At 60.9% G+C, this 23,457-nt stretch carries 19 protein-coding genes and 1 other RNA gene; 2 read left to right on the top strand and 18 right to left on the bottom strand.

The window, feature by feature from the left end:
• Window positions 1-699: 699 nt before the first annotated feature.
• Window positions 700-1,063, bottom strand: a transfer-messenger RNA (tmRNA) gene (gene ssrA / locus ACTQ05_RS08565).
• A 239-nt stretch (window positions 1,064-1,302) separates the two neighbouring features.
• Between ssrA and ACTQ05_RS08560 the strand changes: the two genes are divergently transcribed.
• A complete protein-coding gene (locus ACTQ05_RS08560; protein WP_441538856.1) occupies window positions 1,303-1,737 on the top strand; it encodes a hypothetical protein in 435 nt (144 codons plus the stop codon).
• 59 nt (window positions 1,738-1,796) lie between these two features.
• Here ACTQ05_RS08560 and ACTQ05_RS08555 read toward each other — a convergent pair whose 3' ends face one another.
• From ACTQ05_RS08555 to moaA, 9 genes are all read right to left on the bottom strand, one after another.
• On the bottom strand, window positions 1,797-2,312 hold the full coding sequence (locus tag ACTQ05_RS08555) for a type II toxin-antitoxin system VapC family toxin (protein WP_441538855.1): 516 nt from the start codon (window positions 2,310-2,312) through the stop codon (window positions 1,797-1,799).
• Window positions 2,309-2,662, bottom strand: a complete 354-nt coding sequence (locus tag ACTQ05_RS08550; protein ID WP_441538853.1) for a hypothetical protein — start codon at window positions 2,660-2,662, stop codon at window positions 2,309-2,311. Before ACTQ05_RS08550 ends, ACTQ05_RS08555 begins: the two co-directional genes overlap by 4 nt.
• Before the next feature lie 145 nt (window positions 2,663-2,807).
• Window positions 2,808-3,554 (bottom strand): HAD-IC family P-type ATPase, encoded by a 747-nt coding sequence (locus ACTQ05_RS08545; RefSeq protein WP_441538851.1) that lies wholly within the window; start codon window positions 3,552-3,554, stop codon window positions 2,808-2,810.
• Between the two features lie 929 nt (window positions 3,555-4,483).
• Window positions 4,484-6,160, bottom strand: a complete 1,677-nt coding sequence (gatB, locus tag ACTQ05_RS08540; protein ID WP_427794162.1) for an Asp-tRNA(Asn)/Glu-tRNA(Gln) amidotransferase subunit GatB — start codon at window positions 6,158-6,160, stop codon at window positions 4,484-4,486.
• Window positions 6,160-7,674, bottom strand: coding sequence for an Asp-tRNA(Asn)/Glu-tRNA(Gln) amidotransferase subunit GatA (gene gatA / locus ACTQ05_RS08535; RefSeq protein WP_154518578.1), 1,515 nt, complete (start codon window positions 7,672-7,674; stop codon window positions 6,160-6,162). The genes gatB and gatA overlap by 1 nt, the downstream gene beginning before the upstream one ends.
• On the bottom strand, window positions 7,674-7,985 hold the full coding sequence (gatC, locus tag ACTQ05_RS08530) for an Asp-tRNA(Asn)/Glu-tRNA(Gln) amidotransferase subunit GatC (RefSeq protein WP_035136890.1): 312 nt from the start codon (window positions 7,983-7,985) through the stop codon (window positions 7,674-7,676). Before gatC ends, gatA begins: the two co-directional genes overlap by 1 nt.
• A 293-nt stretch (window positions 7,986-8,278) precedes the next feature.
• Window positions 8,279-9,565 (bottom strand): MFS transporter, encoded by a 1,287-nt coding sequence (locus ACTQ05_RS08525; RefSeq protein WP_441538849.1) that lies wholly within the window; start codon window positions 9,563-9,565, stop codon window positions 8,279-8,281.
• Between the two features lie 265 nt (window positions 9,566-9,830).
• Window positions 9,831-11,135 (bottom strand): molybdopterin-guanine dinucleotide biosynthesis protein B, encoded by a 1,305-nt coding sequence (gene mobB / locus ACTQ05_RS08520; protein WP_441538847.1) that lies wholly within the window; start codon window positions 11,133-11,135, stop codon window positions 9,831-9,833.
• Window positions 11,136-11,139: 4 nt separating this feature from the next.
• Window positions 11,140-12,195, bottom strand: a complete 1,056-nt coding sequence (moaA, locus tag ACTQ05_RS08515; RefSeq protein ID WP_441538845.1) for a GTP 3',8-cyclase MoaA — start codon at window positions 12,193-12,195, stop codon at window positions 11,140-11,142.
• Window positions 12,196-12,403: 208 nt separating this feature from the next.
• On the opposite strand from moaA, the gene ACTQ05_RS08510 reads away from it, so the two are divergent.
• Window positions 12,404-13,750, top strand: a complete 1,347-nt coding sequence (locus ACTQ05_RS08510; protein WP_441538844.1) for an MATE family efflux transporter — start codon at window positions 12,404-12,406, stop codon at window positions 13,748-13,750.
• A gap of 155 nt (window positions 13,751-13,905) precedes the next feature.
• On the opposite strand, the gene ligA is transcribed toward ACTQ05_RS08510, so the two are convergent.
• From ligA to ACTQ05_RS08470, 8 genes are all read right to left on the bottom strand, one after another.
• Entirely contained in the window at window positions 13,906-16,134 is a 2,229-nt protein-coding gene (ligA, locus tag ACTQ05_RS08505) for an NAD-dependent DNA ligase LigA (RefSeq protein ID WP_441538842.1), read from the bottom strand.
• Window positions 16,135-16,582: 448 nt separating this feature from the next.
• The gene (locus tag ACTQ05_RS08500) at window positions 16,583-18,043 is read right to left on the bottom strand and encodes a S1C family serine protease (protein ID WP_441538841.1); all 1,461 of its coding nucleotides are present in this window, start codon (window positions 18,041-18,043) and stop codon (window positions 16,583-16,585) included.
• 208 nt (window positions 18,044-18,251) lie between these two features.
• Entirely contained in the window at window positions 18,252-18,914 is a 663-nt protein-coding gene (locus tag ACTQ05_RS08495; RefSeq protein WP_441064104.1) for a response regulator transcription factor, read from the bottom strand.
• Between the two features lie 50 nt (window positions 18,915-18,964).
• The gene (locus ACTQ05_RS08490) at window positions 18,965-20,302 is read right to left on the bottom strand and encodes a glutamine synthetase family protein (RefSeq protein WP_441064103.1); all 1,338 of its coding nucleotides are present in this window, start codon (window positions 20,300-20,302) and stop codon (window positions 18,965-18,967) included.
• Window positions 20,303-20,436: 134 nt separating this feature from the next.
• Window positions 20,437-21,459 (bottom strand): LacI family DNA-binding transcriptional regulator, encoded by a 1,023-nt coding sequence (locus ACTQ05_RS08485; protein WP_441064102.1) that lies wholly within the window; start codon window positions 21,457-21,459, stop codon window positions 20,437-20,439.
• Between the two features lie 124 nt (window positions 21,460-21,583).
• On the bottom strand, window positions 21,584-22,276 hold the full coding sequence (locus ACTQ05_RS08480; protein ID WP_441064101.1) for a GntR family transcriptional regulator: 693 nt from the start codon (window positions 22,274-22,276) through the stop codon (window positions 21,584-21,586).
• Between the two features lie 544 nt (window positions 22,277-22,820).
• The gene (locus ACTQ05_RS08475; RefSeq protein WP_154518607.1) at window positions 22,821-23,135 is read right to left on the bottom strand and encodes a hypothetical protein; all 315 of its coding nucleotides are present in this window, start codon (window positions 23,133-23,135) and stop codon (window positions 22,821-22,823) included.
• A gap of 249 nt (window positions 23,136-23,384) precedes the next feature.
• Window positions 23,385-23,457, bottom strand: a 73-nt coding sequence (locus ACTQ05_RS08470; RefSeq protein ID WP_441015707.1) for an IS3 family transposase, incomplete at its 5' end; no start/stop codon positions are given.

The raw sequence follows: 23,457 nt of genomic DNA, 5'->3' as shown, positions 1-23,457 counted from the left end.
CCGATACAATACGGAGAGGCGCAGCGATGCGCTCGGCGGCCGCACGCCGGCCGAGTTCCGCGCCGCGCTGGGAAGGGCCACGTAACGGTCCAAGAAATCGTCCGCAGTCCCCGTAGATTCTGGGATGCAACTTCCGCTTGAGGCGTCAACGTGAGTAGTCAATTTGGGACGGGGCTATTTTAGCTGCCCTTTGACTGTCGACGAATTATTGGGGGTCGGAACTAATATCGACTGGCTTATAGGGGTAGCTAAAATAGCCCCGTCCCAAATTGACTACTCCACCTTGTAGAGGCTTTGCGCGGAGAATCCGCGTATTTGCTTCGCAAATCCGCACCGGCTTCGGCCGCCTGCCGGCGTCCTCGCCCGCGGGCTAAAAACGCTTACGCGTTTTCTTCACGCCCGCGCCCTGCATAGAGTTCGATTCTCCGCGGTGCGGGGATGACGCTGGCGCAGGGCGTTGCCGGCTGTCATCCGATCGGCATCGCATCTATATAGGGTCGAGGCTTTGCGCGGAGAATCCGCGTATTTGCTTCGCAAATCCGCACCGGCTTCGGCCGCCTGCCGGCGTCCTCGCCCGCGGGCTAAAAACGCTTACGCGTTTTCTTTACGCCCGCGCCCTGCATAGAGTTCGATTCTCCGCGGTATCTATATGTAATAAAAAAAGCAGGTAGAAACACTTCTCTACCTGCCTGTAACTATTGGTGGAGGCGCGGAGAATCGAACTCCGGTCCACGAAAGCCCCCTGATTGGCATCTCCAAGCTCAGTCGCTGGTTTAGTCTCGGACGCTTTGCGCGCAGCGACACGCTCGCGGCATCCCAACCGGTTCGGTCTTAGCCCGCGCCATACCGATTACGTGCGCGGGAGCATTCCCCTAACATGACGTCGCGCCGGTGTCGGGGAAATCACCGGGTTGACGCGCCGCTATAAACTAAGCAGCGAGAGCCATAGGCTCAAAAGAAGAGTTGTTGTCAATTCAATTTGACGGTACCCCTGTTTAACGAGGCGAGGAGACCTCGGCTTGCTTCCTCTCTCAGAGCTATCGTGTCGAAACCAGTCGCCCCCGAATGTTGGGAAAGTCTGGATGGTATCGGGCCTGCAAACACCCGATAACCGTCGACTTTTCAAGGAACACGCGGGGTAAACCCCGCTCGTGGATAGCTATCTTACCACGTTCTAAAGGCAGACACCTGCTCTATGCACGAGCTGTGAAGACCCTAATGTGCGCCATACTTCGCATTTTTGCCACTGAACACGTCACGTATATTTTCGCCAAGCAAAATTGACCCGTCGAAAGGACCGTTATGGATACCAAGCAGCAACTCATCAATGCCCTCGCAGGCCTGGGCTCAACCATTACCGAAGCCATGGATGTCATCGAAGGCTTTGTCCCCTGTGGACATCCCGCCCTCACGGTATCGAACGCCCTTGTTGCGCTGGACGCTGACGATGATGCAGCTCTCGCCCAGCAGTTTGAGACCGTCGCGGGCTTTATCGACCACGTGAGCGAGAACCGCGGCGTGGCCGCCTACCACGGCATCGAGGTCGAGCTCGCAGGTCCCAAAGCCGATCTGCTCGCAACAATCCGCGAGGTAGGCGCCCTTATGCAGACCGCAGGCGTCAAGAACACCCAGGTCAACGAGTGGGTCTACCGCAGTCTAGCAGCACTAAACGATTCCGACGAAAAGGCCGCCGAGAAGCTCGTCGAAGCTCCCGTCATCAAGGCAGCGCTTTTGTAGTTAAAGGATGCGTGGCCTTCTGAGCGCCGACGTTCCGAAGGCCACGCAAACAGTTCGCGCTAACCGATAGCCGCGCCACCACGTTCGGCCAAAGCTAGAATCGGCATCATTTGGCGCGGGGTCTTTGCTGCAAGATCGGCATGTTCGAGCAGCTTGCGATTGTTGGTCACCAAGTAATCGATCTGCGCGCGCTTGCACGCGGCGAGCACCAAGTTGTCCTCGTAATCGCGATGGAGCGCTAAGTATTTGTCGGCCAGCCAAAGGTCCGATGCATCTGCACCCACGGCCGTGGCGTTTTCGGTCACGTTCCGAACAAACGCCAACGCCGCATCGCCAATTGCACGGACAGATGCCTCGTCGAGCGCTCCCCCGCCGGCAAGAACGCTACGCTTCAGCTCGTGTTGGACAACGTGCAGCACGTCCTTGGCGATATGCACCGGAAAGAACAGCAATGCCCCCGCCTCCGTCGCCTGCCCAATAAACGCACGCGCGGCAAGCGACTCGGTATGCTCGGCGCAAAACGAATCGACCCATACGTTGGCGTCCACCCTGATCTTAAGGGGGCCTCCACTCACAGGATCATCCCCTTTTGGCGATAATGCTCATCCATGGCTTCGGGATAGACTGTGTCCCAGCTGCGGTCATCAGACGCAGATGATGTATCGATGCCCAGGTCCGCGTAAAGCTGATCCGCCGCCGCCCATGATGCGACAAACGGCGAGGTGGCACCAGCACTAGGCAGTTGGTCTTCAACGGCCGACAACACCTCTTCGCACGAACCGCCACCCTGCGCAACCTTGGCCACCACCTTTTTGATGAGCTCGGGCAGTGACCCGCCCGAAATCCGCAGCGCCTCCTCGGCACGGTTCTTGACCTGGCGATCCACGCGAACGTTCACCTGCGCCATGCCGCTAGCAGCACCCACGTCGATCTCGCTCCCTTCAATTGCTATCCTCGATAGCAACACTATATAGAGACGCTATCAATTGGGGTCAAATGCAAAAGGCCTGCGCCCGGACGACACCGATGCCGTCTGGGCGCAGGCCAGATAACGTGGGCAAACACGTCTGCTAACGCAGGTAAGCCTTCGCGTTGCTCAGGCTGTAGGCGATCGTCGAGCCGTTGTGCAGCAGCGACGATGCCTGCGAGGCAATCGCGCCGGTAATGCCCAGTGCCAAGAGCGCCGAGTTGGTGAGCATCACCTTAGAGTAGGAGCTCGTCAGACGATCAACGAGGCCCTGGCTCATACGGCGCAGGCGCACGATCGCAGCAAGATCCGTATCGGTCAGGATGATATCGGCGACCTCCTTGGCGATGTCGCTTCCGCCACCCATTGCAAGCCCCACGTCGGCCAAACCGAGCGCCGACGAATCGTTGACGCCGTCGCCCACCATGGCAACGTGGCGCTCCTCGCCCTTAATACGCTCCACATACGCGTACTTGTCCTCGGGCAGCAGCTCGGCCTTAAACTCGTCGACCCCTGCCTCTCGCGCAATGCGCTCGGCCGTGCGCTCGGAATCGCCTGTGAACATAACGACATGCTTGACGCCCAGAGCATGCAGGTCGGCGATGACCTCACGGACCCCAGGCTTGAGCGGGCCCTCGATGCCGAGCACGCCGACGACCTTTCCATCGACCGCCAAATACAGCGGCGACAGGCCCTGCATCTGAGGCTCGATTTGCTCCTTAATGTCGGACTCGAGCTGCGCGCCCTCATCCTCAAATACAAAGTGCGCGGAACCGATGATGGCGCGACGCCCTTCGATGGACGAAGTGATGCCGTGCGCCACGATGTACTCGACGGCAGCATGCCGCACGCGATGCCCTGCACGCAGGCATTCTTTACCGGAGCGCTGGCGAGCAGCTTGATGCCAGCCGTACCAAGCAGAAAACCGCCACCGACAAGCAGGGTGTTAAACGTCGACTTCTACATGTTGCTTCTCCCTTTTGCCGCATTGGACACGGCACGGTGCCTCAGCACCCAAGTGAATAAGTTTACTTAAGCACACTTTTGGAAAATAATTTATCTAACTATTAAGGTCAAAAATGGTTAACTTTCTGGAAATCTTAGGGTGCAGACCGGCCGACTTTCGACAATCGGTCTGCCGCAACGTACATCTCCGGCATCCAAGAAAGACTCTCCCCCGTCCCAGCAAATCGAGGTCTAATACTTTTCCCGAGAAGTGAACGAGCAAAATCGGACCCCTGAAGCATCCGCATTTTTTAGTAACAAAAGCGCAGGGAAAACTCGGCAAAACCGCAGGAAACAGCGTCCAAATAGTGTCGATGCTTCAGAGGTCCAAATAAGGTCGTTCACTTCTCGGGAAAAGTATTAAGCTTCGCTTTCCACAGCCCAAAAATGTGACCAAGGGACCGTCCCTGCGCCACATCCACAAAAAAATGAGGGTGCCAACGGCACCCTCATTCACCAAATTCCATTTAGCCCCGCCTGACCAGAACGGCTGAGTCGCCACGGAACCCGGGAGCCCCGGCAGGGCGGGCGCTTGCTCAAAATGAGTTCCCTTCAAAAACAATGGGCGCGCCAACGGCGCGCCCATTCACTCTATTTCCATTCAGCCCGACTGACCAGAACGGCCGAGTCGCCACGGAACCGAGGGGCCGGGCGCAGGGCCTTGCCTCTCAATGAGTTCCGCACGAACAGGAGGCGCCAGTGGCGCCTCCGTCGTGAGTCAGGACTGTCCGAAATTGAGAGGCAAGGCCCTGCGCCCGGCCCCTCGGTTCCCGCTTACGAGAGCGAGGTTCTCAGCAACTCGTTGAAGAGCTTTGGGTTACCCTTGCCGCGACTCGCCTTCATGCACTGGCCCACCAAAAAGCCGATGACCTTCTGGTTGCCGTCACGATACTGCTGTGCCTGCTCGGCACAGTTTGCCAGCACCTCATCCACAATCGGCTGCAGCGCGCCGGCATCGCTCACCTGACGCATACCGCGCTCGTCGACGATCTTGTTGGGGTCGTCGCCGGTCTGGGCCATGGCCTCAAAGACCTCGTGAGCCTGGTTGGAGCTGATGGCATCCGTCGCCAGCAGCTTGGCAAGCGCTGCCACCTGAGCCGGCGCGATGCCGGACTCGACGAGCGACACGCCCGCGCCCTTAAGGTAGGCGATCATCTCGTTCACCAGCAAGTTTGCAACCGTCTGGGCCTCCTTGCCAGCCATACCGGCAGCGGCGGCCTCAAAGAACTCGGCAAACTCCGGGTCGCCGGCGATTTGCTCGGCATCGGCCGCCTTAATGCCAAAATCGGCCTCAAAACGGGCGCGCTTGGCATCGGGCAGCTCGGGAATCTCACCTCGGCAGCGATCGATGAACTCGTCGTCCAGATCGAACGGCGCCAAGTCGGGGTCGGGGAACAGACGATAGTCGTCGGCCGTCTCCTTCACACGCATGACCACGGTGCGCTTGCGGCTGGGCTCCCAGTGGCGGGTCTCCTGATAGATAATGCCGCCCTCCTCGAGCACCTCGGCCTGGCGGCAAATCTCGTAGGCAAGGCCGTCGTGCAGGCTCTTAAACGAGTTGAGGTTCTTAAGCTCGGTTTTGGTACCCAGCTTGGTCTCGCCGCGGCGGCGCAGCGACACGTTGCCGTCGCAGCGCATGGAACCCTTCTCCATGGAGCAGTCCGAAATGCCCAGCGTCACAAAGATGCGACGGAGCTTTTCCATAAACAGGCGAGCCTCCTCAGGCGTACGCAAGTCGGGCTCGGTGACGAGCTCGATCAAAGGCGTGCCGCAGCGGTTGTAGTCGACGAGCGACTCGGCGGCGGCGGTAATGCGGCCCTCGGCACCGCCCACGTGCACCATCTTGGCAGCGTCCTCCTCCATGTGGATGCGCAGAATGCGGATGGGCACCGTGTAGGAACCGTCCTCGCGACGCTCGGGCATCTGCAGGTTGGACGCGTCATAGCTGGCCAGATGGCCGGCACGCTGATTGCCCTCGCGCATGGTCGACGTCATGGACGTGGACAGGCCCTCGGCGTTGGCCGAGGCGCTCGCCAGGCTCTGGGCCTCGGCCTCGCCAAACGCGCAATCGGGGCGCTCTGCAGCGCCGCGACCAGTCACGTCCAGGTCCAGGTGACCGTACATGGCAAAGGCGACCGGACCCTGCGTTGTCTGGAAGTTCTTGGCCATATCGGGATAGAAGTAGTGCTTGCGGTAGAACATCGAGTGGCGCTGGATCTCGCAGTTGGTGGCGAGGCCGGCCTTAACGATGCTCTCGATGGCGCGCTTGTTGGGCACCGGCAGGGCGCCGGGCAGGCCCAAGCACACCGGACACACGTTGGCGTTGGGCTCGTCATCGTGGCTGAGCTTGCAGTTGCAGAACATCTTGGTATCGAGTGCGGTGAGCTCGGTATGAATCTCCAGGCCGATCACGGCCTCCCAATCCTGCAGGACCTCGGAAAGCTCCTTCATTACAGCTCGCCTCCCTTCCCGGCAAAATCGGGTGCGACGGAAAGCGCGGGCGCACCCGTGGCGGCATCGGCAAAGCCGCGCTCCAGGGCGCGGGCAAACGTGAGCAGCTGACGGTCCTTAAACGCCGGACCCACCAGCTGGGCAGAAACGGGCAGCTGAGTATCCTCGCCCAAGCCCAGCGGCACCGAGATACCACCGTTGCCGCAAATGTTGAGCGAGATGGTGTACAGGTCGGAGAGGTACATCTGCGTGGGGTCGCTGATCTCGCCAAACTTAAAGGCCGTGCGCGGCGAGGCGGGCATGAGGATGGTGTCCACCTTGGCATACGCGGTGTCGTAGTCCTGCGTGATGAGCGTGCGGGCCTTTTGCGCAGCGTAGTAGTACTTGTCGTACACGCCCGAGCTCAGCAGGTAGGCGCCGAGCATCTGACGGCGCTTGGCCTCGGCGCCAAAGCCGTGGGCGCGCGACAGCGAGCTCTGGTCGGACAGGTTGGCGCAGCCCTCCTCCTGATAGCCGTAGCGAATACCGTCGAAGCGGGCCAGGTTGGAGAACGCCTCGGCCGGGCCGATGACGTAGTAGGCGGCGATGGCGGCATCCAGGTGCGGCAGGTCGACCTCGACCAGCTCGGCGCCCTGGTTCTGCAGCTCCTGGGCGGCGCGCTGAACAGCGGCCTTGACCTCGGACGTCAGGCCCTCGGCCTCCATAAACGCGGGGATGATACCCACGCGCTTACCCTCGATGCTGTCGTTGAGATGCTCGGTAAAATCGACGGCGCAATCCTGGCTGGTGCAGTCGTAGGGATCGTGGCCCGCGCCGGTAAGCGCGTTCATGGCCAGCGCGACATCCTCGACCGTGCGGCCGAAGGGGCCCACCTGGTCGAGCGACGAGCCAAAGGCAACCACGCCGTAACGGCTCACGGCGCCATATGTGGGCTTAAAGCCCACCACGCCGCACAGCGACGCCGGCTGGCGAATGGAGCCGCCGGTGTCCGAGCCCAGCGAGAGCGCGACCTCGCCCGCGGCGACGGCGGCAGCGGAGCCGCCCGAGGAGCCGCCGGGCACGCGCTCGGTATCCCAGGGGTTGTTGGTGCGGTGGAACGCCGAGCTCTCGGTGGAGCTGCCAAAGGCAAACTCGTCCATGTTGGCCTTGCCCATGGGCAGGCAGCCGGCATCGAGCATGCGCTGGACGCAGGTGGCGGTGTAGACGCTCTGGTAGTTCTCGAGCATGCGGGAAGCGCAGGTGGTGCGCGTGCCCACAAGGTTCATGTTGTCCTTGATGGCCAGCGGCACGCCCGCGAGCGGGGGCAGCGGCTTGCCTGCGGCACGATCGGCATCCACGCGCGCGGCGGCCTCGAGCGCAAGCTCGGGCGCCACCTGCAGGAATGCCTGGACCCCGCCCTCGCGCGCCTCGATGGCGGCAAGGGAGGCCTGGGCCACCTCGGTAGCGGTAAAGTCGCCAGCGGCAACGCCCGTGGCAATCTGGACAGCGGTAAGGGAATCGAAGCTCTGCGCCATTACTCGCTCTCCCCCTCTCCCAAAATGGACGGCACGCGGAAGTAACGGTCGCGCGCGCTGCCGGCGTTTTCGAGCGCGACGTCGAGCGGCAGGTCGCGCTCGGGCTCGCGCAGGTCATCACCCATCACGTTGGACAGGCTTCCGATGGGATGGAACGTGGGCTCCACGTCGGGCAAGTCATATTGCAAGACGGGCTCGAGCATCTGGACGGCATCGTTCATGTAGGACGTCATCTGGGCGAGCTCGTCATCGGTCAGTGCGATCTTTGCGTACTCGGCGATACCGCGCACGTCTTTCTCGCTGAGTGCCATAGGCGCTCCCTTCCGCATAACAGTTAAACCGCTCTAGTATACAAGGCAACGCCGGCTTGGAGCAGGCGCTTTACCCAAATGCAGCGAAAACGTAACGAGGGCGGCGGTTGGCAGGCGGCGGGCCGGCGGTTCTGCAGCGAAACCGCACCGTCCATAGCGAAAACCGCCACAAAGGTGCCTGGCCCCGTTGTGGTGGCCGGATCCGCAGGATGGCATGACCCGGAGCGCAAACCGTCACAACATTCGACGTTATTCGGCAAAATCGCGATTTTCATCGAATGTTGTGATGGTTTTTACTGCTTTGCGGCACGATCCAAATGCCGGCGTCCAAACAGCAGCAGTGCCGCGGGAACCGCCGTCACGACCATACCCGCCCCGATGAGCGTCTGCTGCACGCCAAACGTCGCCGCCAGCCACGGGGCAATCGCCAGCGGCGCCACGCCGGCGAACATGTTGCCAAAGCCCATGACCGAGTTGACGCGACCGAGCTGTTCGAGCGGGGCCGTCGTTTGCACGATCGTGTTGTGGAGCGGGTTGACGAAGCCCCAGGCCACGCCCAGGGCAATCTGGCCGACGAGGGATACGCCCACGTACGGCGTTCCCACGTAGAGCAGGCTTCCCAGGCCCACGGACAGAAGCGCCACAAGCAGCGTCTTAAGGTTGACCAGGTGCGGCGGCAAGCGGAGCGCGACCACGGCGCCCAGCACCGCGCCCACGCCGCAGGCAGACGAGAGCCAGCCCATCCACTCGACACCGACATGCAGAACATCACGGTAGAAGAATGACTCCAGTGGATCGAAGGCGCCATAGCCAAAGTTCGAAAGGAAAATAATGCAGAACAGCAGGGCGAGGACGCTGTTGGTAAAGACTGTCTTGATGCTGGTCACGAAGGTGACGCGGGTGAATTTATTGGAGTCGGAGCTTTGATCGGCAGTACTTGCCGTTGTGCTGCTATCCGCGGGAGCACTTTCGCGCGCGGCGACGCGACCTGCTTGCGGCCTAAAGCCCCAACCGGCGACGAGCGCCAGTACGGTAAAGATCATCATGAGCAAAAACACCGCGTGTGACGATGCAGCCGCCGCGACAAAGCCGCCCAGCGTGGGGCCGACGATAATGCTCACGTTGGAGGACATGGTGATGGCGGAGTTGATGTCTCTGAGCTCGACGGGGTCGTCGGTGAGATACGCCGGATAGGACGTGGCGACGGGCTGGGCGAATCCTATCACAAAGCCCAGGAGCACCGCGCCGGCAAGGACTGTTCCGGTCGCGCTGCCAAAGGCGATAATCGCCGCGCCGGTTGCCAACGTGCCGAAGATACTCGCCCGGAAATGCCGGCACGGACCCCAAGCGTCAAGCGCCGCTCCACCCGCAAAGGATCCCAGGATCACGAAGACGTTCATAAACAGGACGGCCAGCGATGTCGCAACGACCGAGGCATCGTCTGCATAGGTGAGCGTTCCGATGACGCCGATGAAGTAGCTGGTCTGAAAGCCGGTATATATGAGGAAGCGCATTGCCACCAGGTGCTTAGCCTGCGCGGACAACGAAGGGTGAGGTTTTGAGAGAAGAGATACGAGCACGGAGACTCCTCGTTTCATACGAATACGGGCGGTGGACATTCGCCGCCGTCTGTCAAATCAATCTATCCGCATGAAACATTAAGGACGCATCAGGACCCTTCTCTCCGTTTTTCGCCCGTCATGAACTACTTGGTAGATTGTAAGGCATGTCACAAAAATCTACCAAAGCAAAAACCACCACAAAGATGCCTGGACCCTTTGTGGTGGAAATGACGTTTGCCCAGATAGAACCTGCCAAAATAAACCTGTCCCTTTTTGGCAGGTTTTAGGCCAGATGGTCTTGGATAAGGTCGCAGATGGCGCGGGCGTCGTTGATGTTGATGGCTCGGGTCGCAAAGCCTGCGTCGAAGGCCTGACGTGCCAGGGCTTCGTTGCAGGCAAGGGCCAGCGTGCGGCCGTCGACCAGGTCGAGCGAGCTCTTGCCACGCAGACGGTCGACACCGGAGCGCGCGACCACGATGTTGTCGAAGCCCTCGGTCTTGTAGCCCTCGATGATCACCACGTCGACATCGTTGTAGCGCGACAGCAGCTCGCGCGCGGGCATCTCGTCCCCCTCGCGCGTGTCAGCGTACTCCGCCCAGCGCGTGGCGCAGATGAGGCCCACGTGCTTGGATCCGGCCTGGTGATGGCGCCAGGTATCCTTAGCGGGCACGTCGATATCAAAGCCGTGGTGCCCGTGATGCTTGAGCGATCCCACGCGCAGGCCACGGCGGGTGAGCTCGGCAATGACCTTCTCGACGAGCGTGGTCTTGCCCGAGTTTTGGTAGCCGATAAACGCGATCGCGGGGACGGCCGGGGTCGGAGCTGCGGGCGCGACGGCGACGGGTGCGCTCGCGGGTGCGGCACCGTCAGTGGCCACGGCCTCAACAGCAGCGGCCTGACGCTCTGCGCGGTCCCATACGCCCGAGCGGCCGCCCTCCTTGTGCAACAGGCGCACGTCGACGATCTCCATACCGCGATCAACCGCTTTGCACATGTCGTAGATCGTTAGACACGCAGCACTCGCGCCGGTCAGGGCCTCCATCTCGATACCCGTCTTGCCCGTCACGCCGGCCGTAACCAGTACGTGAAAGCCAACCTGCCCGTCCGCGCGCGCCGGCGCCCAGCCCTCGGGCACGTCCTCGGCCGGCGTCCCCGCCGGAGCGATGGGAGCAATGTCGCACTTGCTCTTGGTAATGGGCAACGGATGGCACATGGGAATGATGTCGCTCGTGCGTTTGATGGCCATGATGCCCGCCACGCGCGCGCAGGCAAGCACGTCGCCCTTTTTGGCGCGGTCCTGCAGCACCATGGCCTGTGTCTCGGGATGCATGAGGATGGTGCCCTCGGCGATGGCGATGCGATGGGTCTCGGCCTTGTCGGACACATCGACCATGCGCACCTCGCCCTTGGCGTCCACGTGCGTCAGCTCGTTGCGACGTGCGTCACGGGCGGGTTCGGTGGCCGCGCTGGAAGTCGGCTGCGCGGACGCGTCGGCGTTGCCAGCATTCGCCGCGGCCGTGACTTTGTGGGCAGACATCGCGGCCCTGCGAGCGGCCTTGGTGGCGTCGGCGTACCTGCTCTTGGCCATATGATCATCCTCCGATTTGGGACATAAATCGTTGCGTGCCCTCAATTATCGCGTGTTCCTGCGGTTTGTGGGCCACGGCATCGCGCCAAATCGAAAGTACCTGCATATCATCACCACGGCGCAGGGCGTCGCGCACCGAATACTCGGCATCGCTAAACAGGCACGGACGCACGTTGCCATCGGCCGTCAGGCGCAGACGGTTGCAATTCGCACAAAAATGGTTGGACATGGCGCTAATGAAGCCAACCGTTCCCGCCGCGCCCGGAAAGCGCCAATAGCGCGCAGGGCCCGCGCCGGCAGGAGCATCGTTGATGTCGAGCGGCTCGAGCTCGCCCAGTCCCGTCGCGGTGGCCCCGGCATTGATGCGCGCCCGCAGCTCGTCACTCGGCACGGTATCGCTCGCGTCCCACAGCTCGGGATTGAGCGCGGGCGCATGCGGGTCCACAGCGCAATGCGAGCTCGTGCGCTCGTCGCCGATGGGCATATATTCGATAAAGCGCAGGTGGATGGGACGGTCGAGCGTGAGCCGCGCGAGGGCCGCCACATCCTGGTTGAGCCGGCGCACAACAACGCAGTTGACCTTAACGGGCTCAAAGCCCCAAGCCAGCGCCGCGTCGATGCCGGCCATGGTCTGCTCGAGCCGACCCAGGCGCGTGATCTTTCCAAAGAGCGTAGGGTCGAGCGTGTCGAGCGAGATGTTGACGCGGTTAAGCCCGGCATCTTTGAGCTGCGGCGCCAGCTTGGGCAGCAGGGCGCCGTTGGTGGTGAGCGAGATGTCCTCGATCTGAGGGATCGCGCGGATGTCGCGAATAAGCGGAATAATACGGCGGCTGACCAGCGGCTCGCCGCCCGTCAGGCGCACGCGGCGAATGCCCTCCCCCGCCACCAAGCGCACAAAGCGGGCGATTTCCTCGGCGCTGAGTAACTCGTCGTGTGCACGGGGCGCCACGCCATCGGCCGGCATGCAGTAAATGCAGCGGAAATTGCACTTGTCGGTAACGGCAATGCGCAGGTAGTTGATATCGCGGCCAAAACCGTCATGCTGCACGTGCCCGTCCACGCTGCCCTCCCCTCACGCGGCGTTTTATTCTTCGAAAAACATAATACCCCACGAGAGAATCATGCCGACACCCGTACGACAGGACAGGTCGCTTCGAATAAGACCGGCTTTCCAAGCCCATCCTCAACACACAAACCTTGACTCTACAATCGTTGTAGGGTTTTCACTACACTGGTATGGAAACAGACCCAGCCAGAAAGCCCCACCTATGGAACACGACCTCACACGCGGCAATGTCCTTAAGACCATCGCGGTCTTTGCCCTGCCCTATATGCTCTCGTACTTTTTGCAGATGCTCTACGGCATGGCCGACCTGTACATGATGGGGCAGTTTAGCGGTGCCGCCGGCATCACCGCCGTGGGCAATGGCGCACAGACGCTCTATATCATTACCGTGACGCTCGTGGGTCTGGCCATGGGAACGACGGTTATCGTCGGCCACGCCGTGGGCTCGCGCCGCTTCGATCGCGCCGAGACCGCCATCGGCAACACCATCACGCTGTTTATGGGTGTCTCGGTAGTGCTGGCAGTCATCCTGCTCGCACTGTGCCCGCAGATCGTGGCACTTATTGGCACGCCAGCCGAGGCAGTCGAAGGAACCGCCGCCTACCTGCGCATCTGCTTTGTCGGCATTCCGTTTATCGCCGCATACAACATCCTCTCGGCCATCTTTCGCGGGCTGGGCGATTCGCGCTCGCCCATGTACGTGATCGGCGTGGCGTGCATCATCAACATCGCGCTCGATTTTCTGTTTATCGGCCACATGGGACTCGGCCCCGTGGGTGCGGCACTCGGCACGGTAACCGCCCAGACGGCAAGCGTTGCCCTCGCGCTCGTGTGGCTTAAGAGCCGCCGCACGAACATCCACGTTAAGCGTAGCGACCTGCGCCCCCAGCCCGAGGTGCTCGGCGGCATCCTTAAGATCGGCGTGCCCGTGGCCGTGCAGGACGGCTGCATCCAGGTGGCGTTTATGTTTATCACCGTCATCGCCAACCATCGCGGACTGGTCGACGCCGCCGCCGTGGGCCTGGTCGAAAAGATGATCAGCTTTTTGTTCATTGTTCCGAGCTCCATGGGTGCCACCGTCAGCGCACTCACGGCGCAAAACGCCGGCGCGGGCAAGGGCGACCGCGCGCGTCAGGTGCTCAAAGACGCCATGACCATCTCGGTGGTGTACGGCTGCCTGATCACGGTGCTGATGTGGCTGGTGGCGCCGGCGTTTATTGGCTTTTTTGCCAAGGACGCTGCAGTAGTCGCTGCCGGCACCGGCTATATGCGCAGCTATATTTTCGACGCGATTTTTGCCGGCATCCACATTTGCTTTAGCGGCTTTTTCGCTGCATATGGCAAGAGCTACATCGGCTTTGCGCACAACGTGCTGGCCGTGGCACTCATTCGCGTGCCGGGCGCGTGGCTGCTGTCGAACGCCTATTCCGACACGCTGTTTCCCATGGGCATCGCCTCGCCGTGCGGGTCGATTCTGTCGGCAGTCATCTGTGTTGTCGCGTTTACCGTGCTCAACCGGCGCGGGGCTTTTGACAAGTTAGCAGCGTAGCGGGGCAACGCGAAATCGCCCTCATTGACGACATCATCAGCGACGACCCCGCGACCTACGTGACGCAGATCACGATGCCGGTTTCCCCAACAAAGTAAGAACCGCCCGGAAGGCATCGCACTTTCGGGCGGTTCTTCAATTTGACTATTGATGCCTTAAGCCTGGGGCACCTCACCGGTAGCTAGGATCTGCTCGAGTGCGTCCTCGTCCAGCACGGGCACACCCAGCTGCTCGGCCTTGGTGAGCTTGGAGCCCGCTTTGGGGCCGGCGACCAGATAGCTCGTCTTCTTTGATACGCTGCCCGAAACCTTGGCGCCGAGCACCTTGAGCGCCGCGCCCGCCTCGTCGCGCGTGCGGTTGACGAGCGTGCCGGTGAGCACGAAGGTCAGACCCGCGAGCGGCTGTGCGTCGGCGAGCTCGCCTGCCACGCCAGCGTCGGCTGCGGCTTGCGCGTGCGCGGCGCCCAAATCGACCTCGAGCGACAGGCCCGCCTGGCGCAGACGTTCCAGGACGGCAAGGTTCTCGGGCACGGCCAGGAACTGCTTGACGCTCGCCGCAATCTTGAGGCCGATGCCCTCGCACTCGGCAATATCCTCTTCGCTCGCCAAGATAAGCTTGTCAATCGACAGGAATCGCTCGGCGATGACCTCGCCCACGCTCTTGCCCACGTGACGGATGCCCAGGGCAAACAGCACGCGACCGAGCGGCTGACTCTTGGACTTGTTGAGCTCGGCGATGATTTTCTCGGCCGTCTTGAGGCCTACCGGAATGGGGTCGCCCTTCTTAACGCCCTTTTTGCTGTTGGAGCTGGCATAGGTGCGCCCCGTGTCCAGGCCTGCGATGTCGTCGACCGTGAGCTGGTAGAAGTCTGCGACGTCGTGAATCAGCCCGGCGGCGATCATCTTGTCGACGATCTCGTCGCCTAGGCCATCGACGTCCATGCAACCGCGGCTCACCCAGTGGAGCAGGCGCTCCTTGAGCTGTGCGGGGCAGTCGATGGACACGCAGCGGTAAGCCACCTCGCCATCCTCGTGGACCACGGGGCTACCGCACACGGGGCAGACCTCGGGCATATGCCAGTCGACCGAATCGGCCGGGCGCTTATCGAGCACCGGGCCCACGACCTCGGGGATTACGTCGCCCGCCTTGTGCACGATGATGGTGTCGCCCTCGCGCACGTTTTTGCGACGGATCTCGTCGATATTGTGCAGCGTGGCGCGCGCGATGGTGGAGCCGGCAACCGTCACCGGGTCGAACTCGGCGACCGGCGTGAGCACACCGGTGCGGCCCACCTGGATGCGAATTTCGCGCAGGATGGTCTGCTTTTCCTCGGGCGGAAACTTAAAGGCAATGGCCCAGCGTGGTGCGCGAGCGGTAAAGCCCAGGTCGAGCTGCTGCTGGAAGCTGTCAACCTTTACGACCACGCCGTCGATGTCGTAATCCAAGTCGCCGCGGTGCTCGAGCGCCTGGGCACAGAACTCGTGGACCTCGGCCGGCGTGGCACAACGAGCCACGTTAGGGTTGACGCTAAAGCCGGCGCTACGCAACCAGTCCAGAAACTCGCGCTGGCTGTGGACGTGCAGCGGGTCGGTATCGGCGATGGCATAGATAAAGGTGGCCAGGTCGCGGCGCGCCGTGACCTTGGGATCCTTCTGACGCAAGGATCCGGCAGCGGCGTTGCGCGGGTTGGCGAAGGGGTCGCGGCCCTCGGCATCGGCCTCTTCATTCAGGCGAACAAAGCTGCCCTTGGGCATGTACACCTCGCCGCGTACCTCGATGGTGCGCTCGCGGTCGGCGCCCATATGAGCGAGCGCCGGCTCGGATAGGTGCATGGGCACATCCTTGATAGTGCGCACATTAAGCGACACGTCCTCGCCCGTGGTGCCATCGCCGCGTGTGGCCGCGCGCACGAAGGTGCCGTTTTGGTAGGTAAGCGCGACGCCCAGACCGTCGATCTTAAGCTCACAGGTATAGGTAACGCTACCGGCACCGAGCGCATCCTCGGTGCGCTGGAGCCATGCGTCGAGCTCGTCCAGATCCATGGCATCGTCCATGGAATACATGCGTGCCATGTGCGTGACCGGTGTAAACTGCTCGCTCACGTAGCCGCCCACGCGCTGGGTATAGCTGTCGGGCGTCACCAGGTCGGGGTAGGCAGCCTCGATTTCTTGCAGTTCAACGAGCATTTTGTCGAAGGCGACGTCCGTGATCTCGGGCGCATCGAGCATGTAGTAGCGGTAGGCGTGGTAATCGAGCTCGTGGCGCAACTCAGCCGCACGCGCTGCCGCCTGGGCACGGTCATCGGCCGGCGCGGCGGTATCCGTGCTCGCTGGCGTTTCGGTATCGATGTCCACGCCGTCACCAAACAGGCTCGATTGCTCCATAGCGGCACTCCTTCGCTCGATTTCAAACGGATACTAGAGTACCACCGGTCGCAATGGGGCCGAATAGCGGTCTCAAACCGCACCGAATTGGCAGCGACCGGACCAGGGTTGGACAGTTAGTTCAGATTTGTATAATTACGCGCGCCGAATCGAGCTGAAATACCGTCTTTTCGCCCCAATCAATCGTTCTGGACGGCGAATTAGGTTTGCTTCCGTCTTCGAGACACCCATCTCGGCCCGTCTTTCATTTCAAAACCGTTCAAAACACGCCTCAGACCGCACCCGTTTTATACAAATCTGAACTAACTGTCCAAGCCCTTCCGAACCATGCCCTTGCCATTTCTAAATGATCCGTTTTCCTCCGTCCCCAACGGATCAATAAGAGAAGAGGGGCTGTCCCGCGCTGGCGGAACAGCCCCTCTGGCTTCGATATGTGCGATACAGCTCGTTAGAAACCCTGACCGTAGCCTTGCCCCTGACCCTGTTGGCCCAGCAGTTCTTCCAGGTACTGGCGCAGTTGCTCGTCGGTAATGCCGCCGTTGCCGGTGTCGGTCGCACTGTCGTTCTGCTGCTGGTTCTGCAGCTCCTCATCAGAACCCAGCTCGACCGTGACCTTTTTCTCTTCCTTGCCGCGCACGAGCGTGATCTCGACCTTCTCGCCCACCTCGTGGCTGCGCAGCGCGATAATCAGGCCATCGGCGCTCGTAATCTCATCGTCACCCAGCTTGGTGATGACGTCGCCCTCTTGGATGCCAGCCTTGGCGGCAGGACCGTCCTCGACGACACTTGCCACATATGCGCCGCTATCGGTGCCGAGATTGTTAGTGCGGGCGTTGAGCGCGTTGACGCTCGAAAGCGTGGCGCCCAGGTACGGGTGAACCGGCGTCTTGCCGTCGATAATCTGGTCGGCGATGTTCTTGGCATAGTTGACCGGAATGGCAAAGCCCACGCCCGAGCTGGAGCCCGAGTAGCTCTCGATAAGAGAGTTAATACCCACGAGTTCGCCATTGTCGTTAACGAGCGCGCCGCCGGAGTTGCCCGGGTTGATGGCAGCATCGGTCTGAATCATGTTGGCATAGATGGTGTTGCCGCTGGTAGAGCTCATGGCCGTGGAGCGATAGAGCGCCGAGACAATGCCCGTGGAGACAGACTGCTCGTTGCCGAACGGCGAGCCGATCGCCATGACCCACTCGCCCACGTTGAGCTTGGAGGAATCACCAATCTCGATCGGCGTGAGCTTGGAGGCGTCAGCATCCTTGAGCTTGATGACGGCCAGGTCGCTCGAGGCGTCGTTGCCCACGAACTCGGCCTCGTAGGTGGTACCGTCGTCCATGGTAACCACGTACTGGTCATAGCCATCGACCACATGGTTGTTGGTGAGGACGTGGCCCTCGGTATCGAGCACCACGCCCGAACCGACGCTGCCCGAACCATCCAACTCGTCGGCAGACTGCGAAAGCGAGCCATTCTGGCTACCGCTCGAAGTGGCGGTGATGGAAACGACGGAGGGCAGGGCCTTGGCAGAAACGGCCTCGGCAAGCGTGGTGTCCTCGGAGTCGATCGTAATCTTTTGCGTCGATGAACCCGAAGCACCCGCCGTCACGACATTCTTTCCGCCGCCAATGTTGAGCGTGCCACTCATAATGAGCGCGATGACCAGCAGGGCGCCGCAGGCGCAGCCGGCGAGCGCCGTAATAAAGATCGGCAGCTTTTTGGTCTTGGTCTTGACCACCGTGTGCTTGTTTACAACCTGCTGACCGCCCAGCGGCTGGCCGGTCTGTGTGTCGTAGGCCTGTACGTAGGGAATGTTGCCGTCGGCAGGCGTCGACTCCACCTGCACGCGCGGCTGCTGCTGGGTCTCGCCGGCGTTGCCCGCATCCTGGGGACGCTGGGAATCGTTCTCGCTCATAGCTGCGATCCTTTCGTCTAATAACCAAAGGCCCGCCAAACATGTGGCGGGCCATCATTGTTCACGTTGAGTTGTACCCCAATATGCGGGCGAACGTGTATGAGAACGCAATCTTTAAGGAATGCTTAAGTTCTGCTGCAAACTCGAAAGGGATCCACGCATGCGGCAAAACCACCACGAAGGCGCCTGCCCCCTTTGCGGTGAAAAGCTAGTCCTTAAACAGATAACCCACGCCACGGACGGTGGTAATGTGCGCCGCGATCTGCGGGCCCACCTTGGAGCGGATGCGTCGAATGTGCACGTCGACGGTGCGCGTGCCGCCGCAGTACTCAAAGCCCCACACGCGGTGCAGCAGCACCTCGCGGCTGTAAGCACGGTTGGGATGCGTCGCCAAAAAGCTCAGCAGCGAGTACTCCATCAACGTCAGGTCGATGGGCTCGTCGTCGAGTGTCACCTGGTAGGTAGCCAGGTTAATCTCGAGATTATCGATGTTGAGCACATCGTCGGCGGCGACGGTCTCCTCCTCGCCCATCAGGCGCTGCGCACGAGCCTTGAGCTCGTTGGGCGTCGCCGTGGGGCATACAAAGTCGGCATGCGCGTGATTGGGCAGGCGCAGGGTGCCGAGCGCCTCGTCGTCGACGATTACCAACATGGGAACGCCGCCGCGGTCGTCGAGCCATTTGGCAATCTGATCGATGCGGTCGCTGCGGATGCCATCGGAATCGAGGATCAGCAGGTCAAAGTCATGCGACGCAGTCGGCGAATCGGGGGTTGCCAGGCTCACCTCGACACCCAGGGTGGTCGTCAAGCTGCGGGCAAACTCGTGGAAGCGCGTCGTGCGCGCCATGAACAGGGCACTCTTTTCGGACATATCGACCTCCAAGGAAATGAGCTCAATCGTACTGGAACGAACCAGCGCGATTAGGAGTTCGCCAGATAATGCTTGATCTCCCACTCGGTAATCGTGGACTCAAACTTATGCCACTCGTCGCGCTTCTTTTTGAGGAAGAAGCTGTGGATGTGCTCGCCGAGGGCATCCTTCATAAACTGCGAGTCCTCAAACACGTCGAGCGCCTCTTTGAGCGAGCGCGGCAGCGGCGTATAGCCGGCCTCGACCATCTGACGGTCGGTAAGCTTGAGCGTCTCGGCCGTTGCCTCGGGCGGGAGCTCCAGCTTGCGCTCGATGCCGTCCAGACCAGCCGCCAGCGTGACGGCGTTGACCAGGTACGGATTGGCCATGGGATCGGGACTGCGCAGCTCGATGCGTGTGGACAGCTGCTTGCCGGGCTTGTAGACCGGGATGCGGACCATGCTCGCGCGGTTGCGCAGGCCCCACGTAGCGTACTGTGGCACGGAGTCGCCGCCCGTGGTGATGCGCTTGTACGAGTTGACCGTGGGGTTGGTGATGGCGCTGATCTCGCGCGCGTGTGCCAGAATGCCGGCCATATAGTGCTTGGCGATATCGGAGAGGCGGTACTTCTCGTCGTCCTCGCCCCAAAAGACGTTGTTGCCGTCGTGGTCGAACAGCGACTGATGCAAAAACATGGCGCTGCCGTCCTCGCCCGCCAGCGGCTTGGGCATAAAGGAGGCGTGGCAACCGCTCTCGTAGGCCTGCTGCTTAATGATGAGTTTGGCCGTGGTGATGGCGTCGGACATGCTCAGGGCCTCGGCGTGACGCAAGCTAATGCCGTGCTGCGAGCGGCCGGCGGCGTGGAAGGTGTACTCCACGGGCACGGACATCTTCTCGAGCGTGAGCACCGTATTGCGGCGCAGGTCGCGAGCGGCATCGCTCACCGAAAGGTCGAAGTAGCCCACGTTGTCGAGCGGCTCGGGGGTGTGCTCGTCGGGGAAGTAGTAATACTCCAGCTCGGCACCCACGTTGAGCAGGTAGCCGGCCTTCTCGGCCTTATAGAACATGCGGCGCAGGGCGTCGCGCGGGTCGCCGGCAAACGGCTTGCGATCGGGAGTGCACACATCGCAGAACACGCGGGCGACGCCGTTATGGCTCGGGCGCCACGGCAGGATCTGGAAGGTCGAGGCGTCAGGGAACGCGAGCATGTCGGCTTCCTCGGGCGTGGCAAAGCCCTCGATGGCGGAGCCGTCAAAGCCAATACCCTCCTCAAAAGCGACCTCGAGGTCTTCGGGGCTAATGGCAAAGTTCTTGAGGCGGCCGAGAATGTCGACAAACCACAGACGCACAAAGCGGATGTCACGCTGCTCTACGGAACGGAGTACGTAATCGATGTTCTGCTGGTTCATGTCGCTCCCCTTTCTTTCGGGCGGGTTTCGACTGGTCTATATCGCAGATACTATCGCAGAAAAATGTTTCCGCAGGGTTAAAGCGTATCAAGCGCCCAAAAAACGTGCGCGAACAGGCAGTTACGAACGAGCGGCTAGCGCGAGGTCGAAGCGCGGTGTTCGATGTGGCCGGGAACCTCGATGCGCTTAGGGGCGAGCTTTGCGGCATCGCCCACGGTGGTGGTAACAACGTCGATACGCTCGGAGAGGCGATCGACCACGCGCTCGGCGATGGTGAGGGTGTCCTGCGCGGCCGTGGTAACTCCACCAAAGAGCACATGGTTCCAGGGATAGTCGTCAAACGTCGCGATCTTGAGCCCCGCCGGCAGCGAGGGGCCAAGCTGCGCCAGCGCCTCGGTAAGGCTCAGGAAAACCAGGCCGTTGACGGCAATGAGGCCGAGCTTTTTGCCTGCATAGCCGCGGATAGTCTCGTCCAAGCGACCGACGCCCGTGGCACCGCCATCGGCCAAGGTGATAACCTCGCCGGCAAGGCCGCGGCGCGAAAGCTCGTCGGTAAAGGCCTCGGCGCGCTCGCGACGGACGGGGCTGTCGTCGCTTGCCTCGGTGAGCAGGCACAGGTGCTCGCTGCCAGCGGCGATCAAGGCGTCTACCAAGCCGGCGACCAGCTCACGGTTGTTAGATGTCACCAGATCGACACCGCCGTCGGCAACGTCGCGGTCGAGCAGCACAACGGGCAGGCGTCCCGCTGCCGCGGCGATTGCCTCGTCGTTACCACCGCAGGTATTGACGACCAGGCCGTCCACGCCAGCGTCGATAAGCCTGGTGAGCGACTCGGCCTCCTTGGCGGGATCGTTGCCGCTAATGGCTGTCATGAGCGAGCAGCCGCGCGCGGCGGCGCTGGCGGAAAGGCCCTCGAGCATGGCGCTGGAGAACGGGTTGGCGATGTCGGCCAAGATCACGCCGATGAGGTTGGTACGCGAGCTGCGCAGATTGCGCGCGGCGGCACGTGGGCGATAGCCGGTACGCTCGATAACCTCCGCAATGCGAGCACGGGTTTCCTCGGTCATTTGCCCGGGGCGGTTATTGAGATAGCGCGAGACCGTGGCCGGGCTCACACCCGCCTCGACGGCAATGTCCTTGATTCTCATCTGCGCCATAGCGCACCCCGTTTCCCCATTGTCGGCAGTCTGAGCCATTTTAGGCATTTTTTAAAATTCTCGGTTGCAAAACGCTGTAGGTGAGCAGCATCGTTTTTGCGTCTCGAGCAGATGCGATAATGGGCTAGATAGCCGAGTCTTTGGACAGCTCAAAATAATCGGGATGTAAGGCGATAACCGGACCTTGCTCTTCGGGCATCAGGTGCAGGTGTGTCTCGGCCAGATAGCTCGCCGCGTCGGTATCGCCCCTCTTAATGGCCTCGAGAATCCGGCGATGATGCCGACGAATCGGCTCCCAATCTAGATCCTGCGACACCATACGCAACCAGTTGTATCGCTCAAAATGCGTATTGACGCTCTTCATCCAATCCCACAACATGTGACGGCCGGCAATCTCAAAACACGTCTCATGGAACAGGTTGTCCAGGTCAAAGAAACGACGCGTTTCGCCATGGTCGAGCGACTCGGACTCGGCAAGAATCTGATCGAGCCGATGCTTTTGCTCGGGCGTGGCGACCGAGCAGCATTTAATGAGTACGCTTCGCTCGAGTTTCTCGCGCAAGAAACAGGCGTTCTCGGCGCGCTCCATGCTGATCTTAGAGACGTAGGTGCCGCTTTTGGGACGCGTTTCCACCAGCTCCTGCTCACGCAGGCGCACAAAGGACTCGCGAATGGGCGTACGCCCGATTCCCGTCTCCTTTTCCAGACCAATCGCCGAAAGGCGCGTGCCGGGCTTGAGCTCGGCATAGATGATCTTGGAGCGCAGTGCATTGTATGCCTGATCTTGCAAGCTTTGATTATGCTGGTGCTGTTCCATAAAGCCCTCGGATAAACCCTCGGTTAGTCGAATACCACCATGCAATACTATCGCATCGACACGCCCCAGCTCCCAATCAGTCTTTTTGGGACGGGGCTCTTTTAGCTACCCTAGCCCGCAGATCGGCCCCTTGCCACAAAACTGGCCCATCTACTACGTTAACACGGATAGCCTCGGCCATACCAAAAACCGTGAAAACAAAACCGCAGGTAGGCAGCTTGTCGATTTTCGAAAAAGCCGACTATGGTTGACCCCTGAGGCTTAAACGTAGTAGATAGGCCCTTTTCGTGGCGCAGCACTACTGCACCCCAAATTGGCACCCCGAGCCTGTTATAAGTTGCTGCGAAATACGGACGGTTGATGATCAAGGCGCGCTATGCGGGTTGCTATAGCTCGAACGTCCCACGTCCGATGCACCAAAGCGTTTGCGACAGCTTCGCGAAACGCCTCGAGAGGAATTCGATCGGTTTGGACGCGCTCCATCCCTTCGATACGCTCATAACGGTAGTAGCGTGCAAACATAGCCACCGCCCTGTCCACCTGCTCAATTGCGGATATATTTGTCGCCGCCTCGCGATCCAAGTATTACATCCTCGGTATCACCAAAACGGACGCAGTCGATGCCCGGAAAATCATTCTTATCCGCCAAAATCGCCGCAGCGTTGGTATAGCCATCTTTGCCGAGCAAGCGAAGCGTGCGCATAATATCCGGCGTTAGCTCAGAAATGCCGAGATGTTCAACACACTTATGCTCGAGCGTGTGAAAACTCAAGTCCTGGCGAGCCGACGTGAGCGCGTCGAACGTTACGTTGCTGCCTTCGAGCGTCAGCCTGCCATACTCAAACCGGTCGACCTCCACCGTTGCCGAATCGTTTCGCCTGTAGGCCTTCAAGATATAAGACGAAAACCGTTTGCGTACTGATTCATCCGAGACACAAACGGTTTTCGTCTTGATTTGCGTACGGAATTAAGACGCATAATTTCGCTTTCGTATGGCTCAATACCGGACGCAGACTGTTTTCGTCTGTCAATACGTCTGCAATCCAAACGAAAAGAGCCCCGAGCTCGTATGAACTGCACCCCAAAACCTGGACGGCTTAAATAAGAACTACGCCGCAAGGGACTGTCTCCGGAACTCCTCCGGGGTCAGTCCCTTCAGTTTAACCTGGCGCCTCCTCGTG

The sequence above is a fragment of the Collinsella sp. LCP21S3_A9 genome (genome assembly GCF_052118785.1).
GTDB lineage: Bacteria > Actinomycetota > Coriobacteriia > Coriobacteriales > Coriobacteriaceae > Collinsella.
The sequence above is the reverse complement of the archived record's forward strand: the minus strand, read 5'-3'. Positions and strand labels throughout refer to the sequence as shown.

What these genes read in the sequence shown, in the direction of transcription:
- ACTQ05_RS08560 (WP_441538856.1), top strand. Translation starts at nt 1,303, where the DNA reads ATGGATACCAAGCAGCAACTCATCAATGCCCTCGCAGGCCTGGGCTCA.
- gatB (WP_427794162.1), bottom strand. Translation starts at nt 6,160, where the DNA reads ATGAAGGAGCTTTCCGAGGTCCTGCAGGATTGGGAGGCCGTGATCGGC.
- gatA (WP_154518578.1), bottom strand. Translation starts at nt 7,674, where the DNA reads ATGGCGCAGAGCTTCGATTCCCTTACCGCTGTCCAGATTGCCACGGGC.
- gatC (WP_035136890.1), bottom strand. Translation starts at nt 7,985, where the DNA reads ATGGCACTCAGCGAGAAAGACGTGCGCGGTATCGCCGAGTACGCAAAG.
- mobB (WP_441538847.1), bottom strand. Translation starts at nt 11,135, where the DNA reads ATGGCCAAGAGCAGGTACGCCGACGCCACCAAGGCCGCTCGCAGGGCC.
- ACTQ05_RS08510 (WP_441538844.1), top strand. Translation starts at nt 12,404, where the DNA reads ATGGAACACGACCTCACACGCGGCAATGTCCTTAAGACCATCGCGGTC.
- ligA (WP_441538842.1), bottom strand. Translation starts at nt 16,134, where the DNA reads ATGGAGCAATCGAGCCTGTTTGGTGACGGCGTGGACATCGATACCGAA.
- ACTQ05_RS08500 (WP_441538841.1), bottom strand. Translation starts at nt 18,043, where the DNA reads ATGAGCGAGAACGATTCCCAGCGTCCCCAGGATGCGGGCAACGCCGGC.
- ACTQ05_RS08495 (WP_441064104.1), bottom strand. Translation starts at nt 18,914, where the DNA reads ATGTCCGAAAAGAGTGCCCTGTTCATGGCGCGCACGACGCGCTTCCAC.
- ACTQ05_RS08490 (WP_441064103.1), bottom strand. Translation starts at nt 20,302, where the DNA reads ATGAACCAGCAGAACATCGATTACGTACTCCGTTCCGTAGAGCAGCGT.
- ACTQ05_RS08485 (WP_441064102.1), bottom strand. Translation starts at nt 21,459, where the DNA reads ATGGCGCAGATGAGAATCAAGGACATTGCCGTCGAGGCGGGTGTGAGC.
- ACTQ05_RS08480 (WP_441064101.1), bottom strand. Translation starts at nt 22,276, where the DNA reads ATGGAACAGCACCAGCATAATCAAAGCTTGCAAGATCAGGCATACAAT.